The sequence below is a fragment of the Proteiniphilum acetatigenes DSM 18083 genome, assembly GCF_000380985.1.
Lineage (GTDB): Bacteria > Bacteroidota > Bacteroidia > Bacteroidales > Dysgonomonadaceae > Proteiniphilum > Proteiniphilum acetatigenes.
In genome coordinates, this window is the sequence record NZ_KB905692.1 from 375028 (window position 1) to 389026 (window position 13999).

Consider the following 13999-nt stretch of genomic DNA (forward strand, 5'->3'; position numbering starts at 1 on the left):
TTTATTTTAAAATTAATCTGCAAAAATGTCTTCAAATGCCGATTCCAGTGTCGGTTCCGGACTGCTCAATGCAAATTTCACAGATTCTTCTACCGCATCCTCAGATGCTTTCTCTATCGCCTCGATCTCCTGTGCGGTAGCTATTTTATTTTCAAGAAGGTATTTTTTGAAACGCTCAATCGGATCTTTTTGTTTCCATTCATCCACCTCTTCTTTAGTCCGGTATTTTCCAGGATCCGAGGTAGAATGTCCTAACCATCTGTAGGTGATCGCTTCCACCAGTACCGGGCCATTGCCATCACGTACATACTGCACTATCTCCTCGAATTTATTGTAGACAGAAAGCAAATCATTCCCATCTTCAATAAAGTGTCCCGGAATTCCATAAGCACACGCACGTTGATAATTGTAATCGATATTGATCACATCTTTAATCGGGGTACTGATCCCATACATATTATTAATGGAATAGAAAATCACAGGTAACTTCCAGATGGAGGCCATATTCAATGTCTCATGGAAAGTTCCTTCGTTACAGGCACCATCGCCAAAACAACAGAGAACGATCTTTCCCGTTTTTTTCATTTTCTGAGTGAGTGCGGCGCCAATGGCCATTCCCATTCCTCCGCCTACAATCCCGTTCGCACCTAAATTCCCTCCGTCGAGATCGGCAATATGCATGGAGCCACCTTTCCCTTTACAGGTTCCTGTAGCTTTTCCCATGATTTCAGCCATCATTCCGTTGAGGTCTATCTCCAATGCAATACTTTGCCCGTGTCCACGGTGATTGGAAGTAATCAGATCAAATCCGGCCTTTATTGCACCAATTGCGCCCACATTAGCAGCTTCCTCCCCTATAGAGAAATGCGTCATCCCGGGTATCTTCCCCTTTTTCACAAGCCGGTTCACCTTGCTATCGAAATTCCGGATATCAAGCATCAACCGATGCATGTGCAACATTTTCTCTTTTGTTAATTCACTTTTTTTTGATTTTGTTTTGGCCATAGCAGCTTACTTTCATTTCATTAAAATTAGTCGTTCTGAATTATATTCCACTATTTTATTTCTTCGCTCGACATAGTTAAAACAGATTTTGCCTCTGTACTCACTTAAAGAAATAGTTCCCGCTATGCATAATCCAAGCAAGGTTGACTTTGTCTTCTTCCTTCGCATTCCACCAAAACTCAAACAAGTTTTTTTTGGTTTCAGCTTGTCGTCAGCTGTCTTCTGCTCATTTAGCTTAACGAAAACGCTCTATAAATATTTCTTAGTGTATCCTTTAATAATTAGAACAATTCTACATAAGAACAGTTTTTCAATCCTATTGTTTGAAAAAGCTCTCCTTTTATGTTTTATTAAATATTCATCTATCGAACAGCCAGGAATCAAGAACAAAAACTTTTTTAGAGAACAAACAATAAATACGTTACAAACTAAAACAGAAATCTGCGAGTAAGTGAGAGCAAAAGAAGTTTACTTAAACTATGCCGAGTAACGACAGAAAATCTACAGGATGAAAAGTAAATTTTCCCGGATAAAAAATATTTAAGACTTTTTTGTCGTAAATAAAAAATAATATATCTTTGGCAAAAATAGATTATATGTTCTCGAAAGCTTGCGAATATGGAATAAGGGCTACCCTGTATATTGCTTCTCAGTCACTGAAGGATAGAAGGGTTAAAATTGGCGATATTGTACAGAATATCGGCTCTCCCGAAGCTTTTACGGGAAAGATACTGGGATTGTTATCAAAGAACGGTATTGTGGAATCCTATACAGGACCCAATGGCGGCTTTGAGATCAAACGTGAAAATCTTCATTCTGTCACAGTAGCCGATATCGTCAGGGCTATCGATGGAAATACTTTTTTCGAAGGTTGTGCACTGGGATTGGAGCAATGTGATGCAAAACGCCCCTGTCCCATGCATTATTCTGTGGAAGAGATCAGGAAAGAAATGAGGGGTGTCCTGCAAAACACCACAGCTTACGAGCTGGCAATGGGAATTAAAAACAGGGAAACCCTGCTGAAGCGATAATTTTTTTCAGATAATTTACGACAAAATTATCTGAAATAAAAAGGAGATCAACCCACCTGGTTTTACCAGGCTTACCAAAAACAGAATAGTCAAACAACATTCATAATCACAGCTAAAATCAGAAAAGATGCAAACGAAAGAGATTCAACTTTACATGGTGGCATTCCCTATTGTTTTTCTCTGGATAGGATTTGTGTGTGCTATCAGTTTCATGGAGGCGTGGTTAAAATTCAGGGCGCCCGGCGTAACCCTCCCGTTAGGGCTGGGTATCGGGAGCCTGATATTTAAAGCGTTGAACAAAGTAGAATGGGTATTTGCCATTCTTATGGCGGTGGATCTGTTCCTGCTTCATCGTGGAATAGGGATAAACCTACCCCGGATATTATTCCTGATCGCACTACTGATACTCATCATACAAACCCTTTGGCTACTACCTGCACTCGACGCACGCATTCCGCTTTACCAACAAGGGCTTGAAGTACCGTCATCACCTCTCCATTTTTACTATGTAGGAACAGAAGTAGTTAAGGTTGTCTGCCTGATCATAACAGGTATTCATTTTTTAAGATCAATCCGCATCATATCATAAAAGTTCTAACCTAAAAATGATTCAGTATGACACAGAAAAAATTATGGATTGCATTTGCACTGGTGGTAGGGCTATCGTTTGCCGTACTACTGTTTTACGGCGCTCAAATCTATCAACAGGCACCGCCCGTTCCCGAACGGGTAATTAACGAGTCGGGAGAGCTATTATTTACCGGCAACGACATCAAAGACGGCCAAAACATCTGGCAGAGCATTGGAGGACAAGAGATTGGCACTGTCTGGGGCCATGGCGCTTATGTGGCACCCGACTGGACAGCCGACTATCTGCACCGGGAAGCACAGTACCTTCTGAATAAATGGTCTCAGGCCGATTACGGGAAGGAGTTCAGCGCATTATCCGCTGCCGAACGGGCATCGCTGGAGTCGAGGCTACAGGAATTCCTCAGGGTAAACACCTACGATGCGGTAACCCGAACACTCACCATTCACAGCGAACGGTATGAGGCTTTTCTTCACAATAAGCAGCATTATGCCGGCCTCTTTATGGACGACCCTGCTCTGGACAAGTTGCGCTCCGACTATGCCATTGCGAAAAACACCATCAAATCGGAGGAGAGGATGGAAAAAATGGCACAGTTCTTTTTCTGGGCCTCCTGGGCATGTGTAACGGAACGTCCTGGTTCGGACGTAACCTACACACATAACTGGCCGCCGGACGAACAGATAGGCAATGTTCCTACCAGCGATCTGGTACTCTGGACAGGATTCAGTATCATCATGCTGTTGCTGGGAATTGGTATTATGATCTTCGTACAGGCACGCACCCGTCAGGAGGAAACGCTCAAACCGGTGGAAGACCCGCTGATGAACCAGACCATCACTCCCTCTATGTGGGCGGTCAAAAAATACTTCTGGATAGTAAACCTGCTGATCCTGATACAAGTGCTGCTGGGCGTGATCACTGCACACTACGGAGTGGAAGGAGATGGTTTCTACGGCATCAACATCGCTAAATTCATTCCCTACTCTATCACCCGTACCTGGCATATCCAGTTGGCTATCTTCTGGATAGCTACTGCATGGCTGGCCACCGGGTTATATATCGCCCCCTCGCTGAGCGGAAGAGATCCCAAATATCAGAAACTGGGAGTAAATCTTCTTTTCATCGCCTTGCTTATCGTAGTAGCCGGATCTATGATCGGACAGTGGTTTGGAGTGATGCAACGGCTCAATCTTGTCAACAACTTCTGGTTCGGCCATCAGGGATATGAGTATGTAGACCTGGGACGTTTCTGGCAATTGCTTCTGGTAGTAGGGCTATTCCTCTGGTTAACTCTGATGATCCGTCCTATCCTGCCCATCATCAAAAGGGGAACTTCAGAAAGAGGATTGTTGATCCTGTTCCTGATCTCTTGTGCCGCCATCGCACTATTCTATGGTGCGGGACTGATGTGGGGCCGGACAACCAACCTTGCCGTGGCCGAATACTGGCGCTGGTGGGTAGTACACCTTTGGGTAGAAGGCTTCTTCGAGGTATTCGCCACCGTAGTGGCTGCCTTCCTCTTTACACGTATGGGATTACTCGGTATCAAATCGGCGACCAATAACGTACTTTTTGCGACTGTCATCTTCCTGACAGGTGGTATCCTGGGTACCTTCCATCACCTTTATTTCACCGGAACACCGACGGCAGTCATGGCTCTGGGAGCTACATTCAGTGCACTCGAAGTGGTTCCGCTCGTATTGATCGGATTCGAAGCCTACCACAACTACCGGATGAGTAAAGCCACTGAATGGCTGGCAGATTACAAATGGCCCATTTACTTTCTGCTTTCGGTCTCATTCTGGAATTTCCTGGGAGCAGGGATTTTTGGGTTCATCATCAATCCGCCTATCGCCCTCTATTATATGCAGGGACTGAACACTACACCGGTACATGGCCATGCGGCGCTCTTCGGGGTTTACGGCATGTTAGGCATCGGACTTATACTGTTTGTTTTACGCAGCATGTACCGGAAACGGAAATGGAACGATAAACTCATCTCATTCACCTTCTGGACACTCAATATCGGATTGTTCCTCATGGTTGTATTGAGCCTGCTGCCGGTCGGATTGATGCAAACTGTTGCCAGTGTCAAGGAAGGTATGTGGTTTGCCCGCTCCGCCGAGTTCATGCAACAGCCATTGGTTAGCGTGTTCAAATGGTTACGGATTGTGGGCGACACTGTCTTTGCCATAGGTACGCTCGCCCTTTTCTGGTTTGTATACACATTGACAATCAAGAAAAATAAGCAATAATTATTCACTTCCGGAGCATCTCCCCCGTTCATTCTCAAAAAAGGCCGGGGGAAGCTCTCTAAAATATGTATTATTATGGATATAAACAGTCAAAGTATCGTAGGTAAAATTGTAGCTGAAAACTACAAGGCAGCATCGGTATTTAAAAAATACAATATTGACTTCTGCTGCAGCGGAAACAGGACAATAGCCGATGCTTGCAGTAAAAAACAGATAGATGAAAAGAGGCTCCTTGATGAGCTCTCTGAAGTGATCAACAAAAAGGAAGCGGGAGATATCGACGTCAAAGCGTTTCCGCCCGACCTTTTAGCTGATTATATTGAGAAAACACACCATCGCTACGTAGAAAAGAAAATCCCTGAAATCACTCCGTTCCTGCGGAAAGTGGTGAGTGTACACAGTGGCAATCATCCCGAATTAACGGAAGTAGAGCAACTCTTTTTCGATTCGACAAGAGACCTTTCGGCCCATCTGAAAAAAGAGGAGTTGATGCTGTTCCCTTATATCCGCCTGCTGGTAAAAGCTCAGCTAACCAACGGAAAAAGACCTCAGACGGGCTTAGGTTCGGCTGCTACCTATATTGAGCAGATGGAACACGAACATTCTGCTGAAGGTGAGCGATTCAGAAGGATCAGTGAACTGACCGATAACTATACTCCACCCGAAGATGCCTGCAATACCTACCGGGTAACGTTGAGCCTGCTGAAGGAGTTTGAAGAGGATCTGCACCGCCATATTCATCTGGAGAACAATATACTGTTCCCCAAATCAATTGAGTTGGAGCAGGAACTGGAAAGGCTGTAAGTAACGAGGTAGCGTTTTTCGCTAAACAAAACGAGAATTTACACCGGAGGTCGTCTTTCATTGGTTCATCTTTTATACCTTTGCACCAACTATTTCATTCGATGAGAGTAGAATCAAAGCTGTAAAAGATGGATAGAAACAAGGTTACCACGGCGGTAATCATTGCCAATGGACGGTTTCCGAATCATACTGTTCCCCTTTCGTATATCGAAGAGGCGGAGTATATAGTTTGTTGCGACGGCGCTGCCAACGATTTTATTGCCCGGGGAGGGGTACCGGACGCCATTGTGGGCGACTGCGATTCCATCTCGGAAGAGAACAGGATTCGCTTTGCCGGCGTCCTGCACCCCGATCCCGACCAGGAAACAAATGACCTCACGAAGTCTGTACGGTTTTGTGTCGAAAATGGGATACAAGAAATTATTATCGTAGGGGGAACCGGAAAACGGGAAGATCACACCATTGGGAACATATCGCTATTGGCCGATTATGCAGAGATAGCAAAGGTTGTTATGGTTACCGACTGGGGCATCTTTACCCCCATTCAGTCTTCGAAGGAATTTAAAAGTTACAAAGGGGAACAGGTTTCTATTTTCGCTATCGACCCCAAAGAACTCACTACCCATAACCTGAAATATCCGGTCAAAGGAAGAATACTGACAAACTGGTGGCAGGGATCGTTGAATGAGTCGTTGGGAGATTCTTTCACCATTGAACCTCAAGGACGGGTGATTGTTTTTCAGGTGTATAAATAATACCCCTTATCACCAATCATTCTGTAATTTTTCACTTTTAGTTTTTAACTCCGTTGATTTTCTGTCGTCACTCGGCATAGCACAAGCAAGCTTGCCTATGCTCTCGTTCCTAAGAAAATTCACTTTATAACCCCTACCCCATTTCCCGTAACACTTCCAGTGATTTCAGCGGAGGGAAATTATAGACATGTAACCGGTAGTAGTCCAACAACTGGTCCACAATCTCATTCCGGTTATTCCGCGATAGTTTGAAAAGATGCATATTGCCGTAGTTGATGCGATAGAGATCACGCAGGTAAGCGCTCTCTCTCCTGTTCAGATAATAAGAATGCATCGGTTCACTCACTACAAACACACCATGCTGCAGATCGAAGAACGAACGCTCCATGGTAAATTCCGTATTAGGGTAAATACCCAGAAAACGGGTTAATCCCATCATGAGCGCCAGGTGAAAATTCGCTAATCCCTTTTCAGCAGCCTCCAGCGTCTCTATCGAATTTTTCAGGTAATCGAAGGTTAATTCGTTATTGTCCGATTCGCGAAGTACAAACGATAAAAATTCCGAAATAAAAAAAGCCAGTGACACTTTTGTCATATTGGCACACAGTTCGTATAACGGAAATTGCCTTTCCACCTCTTTCAGCCTCTGAACATCACGCAACGGCATATGTTCTACTTCCAGATGCAACACCGATAATGGAAAGAAAAGCGAGTTCCGTATTTTTGTCCTTTTCCCGCGCGACATGGGCAACAGGTAGGAAACCCGACCGAAATCACGCGTAAAAAGATGCGCGATCGAATAGGTGTCGCTGTAGGAAGTGGTACCAAGTACTATACCTTCTGTTTTGTGAAGCATATCCGGATTCAGTTGATTACAGGTTGTATAGACAAAAACAGACAATTATAAAGTTCAACTTTTGATTTGCCTATAGAAAGGTAGGAACTTTATTTAAAATGACCAAATACTCTCTAAATAAAAAAAGCCCCGAAAAATCCGGAGCTTATATATTTTACACTGCAGTATATCAATACACTTTTTTCTTGATGCGGGCAGCTTTTCCACGTAGTTTGCGCAGGTAATACAATTTTGTTCTGCGTACTTTACCTTCGCTGTTCAACGTAATATTTTCGATGAAAGGAGAGTTCATCGGGAAGATACGTTCCACACCAATATTGTCAGACATCTTTCTTACGGTAAAACGCTTGGCGTCTCCGTGACCGGCGATCTTGATCACCACACCGCGATACTGCTGTATACGCTCTTTGTTCCCTTCCGCAATACGATAAGCCACTGTGATCGTGTCACCGCTCTTGAATCTGGGAAATTCTTTCTTTTCTCCCGCGAAAGCCTCTTCCGCGATCTTTATTAAATCCATCTTCTATCAAGCTTTATGTTAATAATTAACCCTTTGAAACGCAATATAACGGCCTGTGGCCGACAGAGATTACGCAAAGCGGATGCAAAGGTAGAAAATTTTCTTTAATCTGCCATATAAAATACAATTTAATGTTTATTTTTGATCTACGTCTTGACGCAGAAGGTAAAAAAATGTACTTTTGAGCTGTTTTACACAATAACATAATAACATGCGATTAAAAATAATGTGGATTGCCTGTATGGCTATCCTGTTTCTTTCTTGTAATCAACAATACAGGATCACAGAGATGTCCGGTACTATTGTCGAGATGAACTCTGCACTCGATACCCATTCTCACTCGCAGATGGAAGCACTCGTACAATCCTATAAAACGGAACTCGACCGGGAAATGAATGTCGTGATCGGCAGGTCGACCCAATATATGGATTACAGAAGACCTGAGAGTCTGCTGACCAACCTCACGTCGGATGTCATGAAATCTTACGGCGACGAGCATTTGCCGGACGGGGCAGATATAGGGGTAATGAACGTCCACGGACATCGCGCCACACTTCCTGCAGGGGATGTAACCATCGGCAATCTCTATGAAATTTACTCTTTCGACAATACTATTACCTTCCTGGAATTGAAGGGAAATGACCTGAAGAAGATGTTTGATGCCTATGCACGTATAGGCGGGGCAGGCATCTCATCGAATGTAAAACTGGTTATCGATAAAAGAAAAGTAAAAAGTGTCACAATCGATGGACAACCCATTGATAAAAATAAAATTTACCACATCGTCACACTCGACTATCTGGCTGAAGGGAACGACAATATGAGCGCTTTCCGTGATGCCATCACCAGCGTAAATACAGGTGTCACATTACGCGATGTGATGATCGACTGGGTAAAAGAACAGACCCGGCGCGGAGAAGAGATCGAATCCGTACTCGATGGTCGCATTATAATTCATTGATATGATAATTCGATGATTTATTGATTAATCAGCAAATCATCACATCATCAAATCTACTAATCAAATATAAGTATGCATTCAACAAACAATCTCATTATACTTTGCCTCTCGTTATTTCTCTCTTTTCCGGCATTCTCGCAAAAGAAGATTGTCATTCTTCATACCAACGATACTCATAGCCGCATCGAACCTTTGCCGGAAACCGACAGGACGGCTCCCGGCAAAGGGGGAGTGGTACGGCGGGCCTCTTATGTGGATGAAGTCAGAAAAGAGAACAAAAACGTACTCCTTTTCGATGCCGGAGATTTTCTGCAGGGTACACCCTATTTCAATCTTTTCAAAGGGGAGGTAGAGGTAAAAGCTATGAACCTGATGAAGTACGATGCCGCTACGTTGGGTAACCATGAGTTCGATTACGGGATGGAAGTGCTCGAAGAGGTGATACGCAAAGCCGACTTTCCTATCATCACCAGCAATTACGATTTTTCCCGGACAGCATTAGCGGGACTCGTCAAGCCCTATATTATCCTGAAAAGAGACGGCATCCGGATCGGTATCATCGGTATCGGTGTACGACCGCAGGGATTGATTGCCACCGACAATTACAAGGGGATGAAATTCCTGGATCCTGTAAAAACGGCCAACGAATTGGCAGAGCAACTCCGTACGCATCATAAATGCGATATGGTGGTCTGTCTCTCCCATCTGGGTTACCAGCAGGATTTGACATTGGCAGAGTCAACCCGTAATATCGATCTGATCATCGGCGGACATAGCCATACTTATATGAAAGAACCGGAGATCCGGGAAAATCCCGATAACAAACAGGTGATGATCTATCAGACCAACGGACGCGGAATCTATGTAGGAAGAATAGATGTGGAATTGGAGAAAATAAAACGGTGAAAAAAGTGGAAAGGTGGGAAAGGTGGGAAGGTGCTGATTAGTAATTGGTAATTAGTAATTGAGTTAAGAGGAGAACGGTATGAAGAGACCAATGAGGAAAAAGATGCTTTTTTTATGCATTTCTATTATATACCCGGTGCTTGTATCAGCGCAGGTGTTTACCAATCTGTATGAACAGACGGATAAGGAGGGAATGACGCGGTGGGTGGATTCGGTATATACGAAAATGACCCTCGACGAAAAGGTAGGCCAGCTTTTTATGCCTATCGTGGAACCTAATAGCAGTTGGAAGACCAGAATATCAGGATATATCCGGAATCAGAAAGTAGGAGGATTACTATTCTCAAAAGGGACATTGGTACAGCAGGCCGATATTACCAATTATGCCCAACAGGTCGCTGATATTCCGCTTTTGGTCTCCCTCGACGGTGAGTGGGGATTGTCCATGCGATTAACAGACGCTCCGAAATATCCACGGAATATGATCATAGGTGCTATACAGGATGAAGAGATAATAAAACTCTACGGCCAAGAGGTGGCGCGCCAATGTAAAGAGATGGGCATCCATATCAATTTTGCCCCTTCACTCGACGTACATAGCAATCCGAAAAACCCCATTATCGGCACACGTTCCTACGGAGAGAATCCGGTCAATACAGCAAAGAATGGAATTGCCTATGCAAAAGGATTGGAAGAAAACGGTGTGATGTCGGTAGCCAAGCACTTCCCCGGGCACGGTGACACATCGGAAGATTCGCACAAGACCTTGCCGACTATCGCTCACAACCGCGAGCGGCTGGAACAGGTGGAACTGCTCCCGTTCCGTGAATATATCAACGCCGGATTATCGGGAATGATGACAGGACACCTGAACGTACCGGCATTGCAGACAAAAGGAATGCCAGCATCGCTTTCACCGGAGGTCGGTATACGCCTTCTCAAGGAGGAAATGGGTTTTACCGGCCTCACTTTTACCGATGGTATGGCCATGAAGGGTGTTTCAGACCAACCCGAAGCAAGTATAAAAGCGCTATTGGCAGGTAATGATATCATATTGGGGGTTATAAACCAGGGTAAAGAATTCGCCTCGGTAAAAAAAGCAGTCGAAGACGGTACAATCCCCACATCACTCCTCGAAGAAAAGGTACTGAAAATACTTTCCTATAAATATATCCTCGGAGCAAACAAATTCACTCCTATTAATACATCCTCCGTACACAGCCGTGTAAATACATCTTCCGCAGAATGGGTACAAAAAAAGATCTACGACGGCGCTCTTACGCTCCTTAAAAATGAGAAAGATCTGATCCCGGTGAAAAAACTCGATGAGACAAAGATTGCGGCCTTGTCCATTGGCACTACGGCTAACAACACATTTCACAAGTATCTGAAAAAATATGCTCCCGTAGCCACTTTCAGCGCTCAATCCACAGCAGCACTGCCCGAAATAAAAGGATTGAAAGAGTATGACCTGGTCATTATCTCCATCCATTCAAACAATGCCGCTGATGCCGCAGCACTACAACAACTGACGAAAGATCAAAAAACAGTGTTGACATTTTTCACCTCACCTTACAGGGTAGATAATTTCCAGGCTTCGGTCAACAACGCTACAGCTGTTGTCATGGCTTACGATGCTACCGATTTTGCCCAGATGAGTGCCGCACAGGGTATTTTCGGAGGGATCGCTATCAGTGGAAAACTTCCGGTATCCACTGATATATTGCAGGAAGGTACAGGCTTCGACACAAACAAGAACCGTCTCGGCTATTCCGTGCCCGAAGAGGTAGGATTATCCTCGGAGAGGTTCAACGAGATAGAAAGTATCGCATTGGAAGGGATCAGACAAAGAGCCTATCCGGGATGTCAGATATTAGTGGCAAAAGATGGTGTGATAATCTATGAAAGGGAGTTCGGTAAATTCGATTACAGGGATGGCACTGAGGTGACAGACGAGACGGTCTATGATCTTGCCTCTGTCACAAAAGCGACCGCGACCCTTCCTGCCATCATGAAACTATATGACGAAAAGAAGATACGTCTTCAGGATCCCCTCAGTAAATTTGTCCCGGAAACCAAAGGAAGCAATAAGGCAAACCTCACCATACGATCCTTGTTGTTACATGAGACAGGAGTAGCCTCTTTTATTCCTTACTATACCACGGCCATTGATGAAAAAAGCTATTCCGGTTCGCTGTTCGGCAAGAATTCGGCTGTTTATCACGCCCGCTATGCAGGTGCCTGGGGTCGTACCGATTACAAATTTCTTCCGGATCTGATCTCTACACGGGAATCGGAACAATTCCATCTTCCAGTCGCCAAAGGACTGTATGCAAGCAACAAGATGCACGACAAGCTTTTGAAAGAGATCATCGATACTCCGTTGAGCCGCAAAGGAAGTTACAGATACAGCTGTCTCAACTTCATGCTGTTGAAGGAAGCAATAGAGTCTGTTTCGGGAACGGATCTGGATACTTACGTGAAACAGAATTTCTACCATAAGCTGGGAGCATCTACCACCACCTTCCAGCCATTGAAATATATCCCTCTTGAAAGGATCCCGGCGACTGAGGATGATCCTTTTTTCCGCAAGCAACATGTACGGGGCTATGTGCATGACGAAGGCGCAGCCCTCTTCGGAGGAATATCGGGTAACGCAGGACTCTTTTCCAATGCCAACGACCTGGTTAAGATCTATCAGATGTGGCTTAACGGAGGAGAATACGGAGGAGAGCGTTATCTGAGCGAAGAAACGGTAAGACTCTTTACCACGACAAAAAGCAGTATCAGCCGCCGTGGGTTGGGTTTCGATAAACCCGACCCCACAAACAGATACAGTCCGACCAGCCCGGGGACTCCTATCGAAGTATACGGCCACACAGGATTCACCGGCACCAGCTTCTGGATCGATCCGACGTACAATATGATCTATATCTTCCTTTCCAACAGGGTAAACCCTGCCCGGACCCCGAACCGGTTATCGACACTCAGCACCAGAGAACGTATTCAGGAAGAGTTGTATCACGCCCTGAAAACAATAAGAACTCCAAAAACAACCGATTAGAAATATAAGCTATGCAGCAAATCATCAAAAGCGATCATATTACAACTGATGTGGAGAAAGCAATTCAAAACATCCGGCACGATAAACTGTTTATTCTCACAGACGAAAATACGCACACCCATTGCCTTCCCCTGCTTGAAAGGATACCTTTGTTGCGTGAAGCCAGGGAGATCGTGATACCCGCAGGAGATACCAACAAAACAATTGAAAATCTGTGCAGGGTCTGGCAGCTCCTCACCGAGAACGGTGCTACACGCCATTCATTGCTGGTGAATCTGGGAGGAGGCATGGTCACCGATTTGGGTGGCTTTGCTGCAGCGACCTTTAAACGAGGTATCAGTTATATCAATATTTCCACCACGTTGCTTGGAGCAGTAGATGCGGCCGTAGGCGGGAAGACCGGCATCAACTTCGGAGGATATAAAAATGAGATCGGTTCTTTTTATTCTTCCGAATCGGTCATCATCTCTTCCGATTTTTTCCATACACTCGACCGTGCAGCGATCTTGTCGGGATACGCGGAGATGATCAAGCATGCATTGATCCATTCGGCTGCGGAATGGGAAGATATCCTTGCCTATTCTTTCGATAAGATAGATTATTCAAAGCTCAACGAACTGGTCTTCCGTTCGGTGAAGATCAAACAGGAGGTCGTGGAAAAAGATCCCTACGAGAAAAATATCCGGAAAGCATTGAATTTCGGGCACACTACCGCCCATGCATTTGAGAGTTTTGCCATGAACAACGAAAAGCCTGTCCCACATGGTTATGCCGTGGCATGGGGGATGATTGTGGAACTCTGGCTATCATACAGGCTTTGTGGTTTCCCGAAAGAAAAACTACAAAGGACTGTTCGTTTTATCCAGGAACACTATGGCGCGTTCCCCATCACGTGCGATCATTATGAGGCATTGTACGAAATAGCCCGGCATGACAAGAAAAATATAGGTGATACCATCCATTTCACCCTATTGGGCGATATAGGGGATATACGGATCGACCAGACAGCCGACAAAGAGTTAGTTTTCGATGCGTTCGATTTTTACAGGGATTCGGTAGGCCTATAATAATACTGGTTGAATAACCTGAACAATACGGAATGGTGTTCTCATACTGTATCCGTAATACCTCATTCCGAAATTTCCGGAATGATTTCCTATGTATCAATACAAAAAATGTTAAAAGTAGTTTTTAAATAATACTTTTTACAAGTATTAGTGTTTCCTTTTACATATCTTTCTGAGAAAGAG

12 protein-coding genes are annotated in these 13999 nt (G+C 44.5%); 9 read left to right on the plus strand and 3 right to left on the minus strand.

Features of this window, described 5'->3' with window-relative positions; genetic code table 11:
* Positions 1-12: 12 nt before the first annotated feature.
* Positions 13-960, minus strand: a complete 948-nt coding sequence (locus F597_RS0101275; RefSeq protein ID WP_281167168.1) for a thiamine pyrophosphate-dependent dehydrogenase E1 component subunit alpha — start codon at positions 958-960, stop codon at positions 13-15.
* A 623-nt stretch (positions 961-1583) separates the two neighbouring features.
* Here F597_RS0101275 and F597_RS0101280 point away from each other — a divergent pair.
* The 5 genes from F597_RS0101280 to F597_RS0101300 all read left to right on the plus strand — a co-directional run bounded on the left by F597_RS0101280 (position 1584) and on the right by F597_RS0101300 (position 6442).
* On the plus strand, positions 1584-2036 hold the full coding sequence (locus tag F597_RS0101280) for an RrF2 family transcriptional regulator (protein ID WP_221406080.1): 453 nt from the start codon (positions 1584-1586) through the stop codon (positions 2034-2036).
* A gap of 127 nt (positions 2037-2163) precedes the next feature.
* Positions 2164-2625: a hypothetical protein gene (locus F597_RS0101285; protein WP_019537898.1), complete on the plus strand. Its 462-nt coding sequence runs from the start codon at positions 2164-2166 to the stop codon at positions 2623-2625.
* Positions 2626-2651: 26 nt separating this feature from the next.
* Positions 2652-4883, plus strand: coding sequence for a nitric-oxide reductase large subunit (locus tag F597_RS0101290; protein WP_019537899.1), 2232 nt, complete (start codon positions 2652-2654; stop codon positions 4881-4883).
* A 75-nt stretch (positions 4884-4958) separates the two neighbouring features.
* A complete protein-coding gene (ric, locus tag F597_RS0101295; RefSeq protein ID WP_019537900.1) occupies positions 4959-5687 on the plus strand; it encodes an iron-sulfur cluster repair di-iron protein in 729 nt (242 codons plus the stop codon).
* 128 nt (positions 5688-5815) lie between these two features.
* Entirely contained in the window at positions 5816-6442 is a 627-nt protein-coding gene (locus F597_RS0101300) for a thiamine diphosphokinase (protein WP_019537901.1), read from the plus strand.
* Between the two features lie 133 nt (positions 6443-6575).
* On the opposite strand, the gene recO is transcribed toward F597_RS0101300, so the two are convergent.
* Together recO and rplS are read right to left on the minus strand one after the other, a co-directional pair.
* A complete protein-coding gene (gene recO / locus F597_RS0101305) occupies positions 6576-7298 on the minus strand; it encodes a DNA repair protein RecO (RefSeq protein ID WP_026326995.1) in 723 nt (240 codons plus the stop codon).
* Between the two features lie 169 nt (positions 7299-7467).
* Entirely contained in the window at positions 7468-7818 is a 351-nt protein-coding gene (gene rplS / locus F597_RS0101310; RefSeq protein WP_019537903.1) for a 50S ribosomal protein L19, read from the minus strand.
* Between the two features lie 211 nt (positions 7819-8029).
* On the opposite strand from rplS, the gene F597_RS0101315 reads away from it, so the two are divergent.
* The 4 genes from F597_RS0101315 to aroB all read left to right on the plus strand — a co-directional run bounded on the left by F597_RS0101315 (position 8030) and on the right by aroB (position 13816).
* Complete coding sequence (locus F597_RS0101315; RefSeq protein WP_026326996.1) at positions 8030-8779, plus strand: 5'-nucleotidase C-terminal domain-containing protein; 750 nt, start codon at positions 8030-8032, stop codon at positions 8777-8779.
* Positions 8780-8851: 72 nt separating this feature from the next.
* Complete coding sequence (locus F597_RS0101320; RefSeq protein ID WP_019537905.1) at positions 8852-9685, plus strand: bifunctional metallophosphatase/5'-nucleotidase; 834 nt, start codon at positions 8852-8854, stop codon at positions 9683-9685.
* Positions 9686-9764: 79 nt separating this feature from the next.
* On the plus strand, positions 9765-12749 hold the full coding sequence (locus F597_RS0101325) for a serine hydrolase domain-containing protein (RefSeq protein WP_245541969.1): 2985 nt from the start codon (positions 9765-9767) through the stop codon (positions 12747-12749).
* 11 nt (positions 12750-12760) lie between these two features.
* Positions 12761-13816: a 3-dehydroquinate synthase gene (gene aroB / locus F597_RS0101330; RefSeq protein WP_019537907.1), complete on the plus strand. Its 1056-nt coding sequence runs from the start codon at positions 12761-12763 to the stop codon at positions 13814-13816.
* The last annotated feature ends 183 nt before the right edge of the window (positions 13817-13999 follow it).